Annotated in this window: 1 pseudogene; it reads right to left on the bottom strand. The window is 54.5% G+C overall.

Features of this window, described 5'->3' with window-relative positions:
* Positions 1-533 (bottom strand): annotated as a pseudogene (locus tag K5R89_RS27175) (IS5-like element ISKpn26 family transposase); the annotation flags it as partial.
* Positions 534-602 lie beyond the last annotated feature (69 nt).

Genomic DNA, 602 nt, shown 5'->3' with positions numbered 1-602 from the left:
TTCATGCCAAAGTGCCACTGATTGCCTTTCTTGGTCTGATGCATCTCCGGATCGCGTTGCTGCTCTTTGTTCTTGGTAGAGCTGGGTGCCTCAATGATGGTGGCATCCACCAAAGTGCCTTGGGTCATCATGACGCCTGCTTCGGCCAGCCAGCGATTGATGGTCTTGAACAATTGACGGGCCAGTTGATGCTGCTCGAGCAGGTGGCGGAAATTCATGATGGTGGTGCGATCCGGCAGGGCGCTATCCAGGGATAATCGGGCAAACAGGCGCATGGAGGCGATTTCGTACAGGGCATCTTCCATGGCACCGTCGCTCAGGTTGTACCAATGCTGCATGCAGTGAATACGCAGCATGGTCTCCAGCGGATAGGGCCGTCGGCCATTGCCCGCCTTGGGATAAAACGGCTCGATGACAGCGGTCATATTCTGCCATGGCAGAATCTGCTCCATGCGGGAGAGGAAAATCTCTTTTCGGGTCTGACGGCGCTTAGTGCTGAATTCACTATCGGCGAAGGTGAGTTGATGGCTCATGATGTCCCTCTGGGATGCGCTCCGGATGAATATGATGATCTCATATCAGGAACTTGTTCGCACCTTCCC

The sequence above is a fragment of the Klebsiella sp. TF21-TM genome (assembly GCF_019753495.1).
GTDB classification, from domain to species: Bacteria; Pseudomonadota; Gammaproteobacteria; order Enterobacterales; family Enterobacteriaceae; genus Klebsiella; species Klebsiella quasipneumoniae.
Note: the sequence above shows the minus strand (reverse complement) of the source record. Positions and strands in the feature narration are given on the sequence as shown.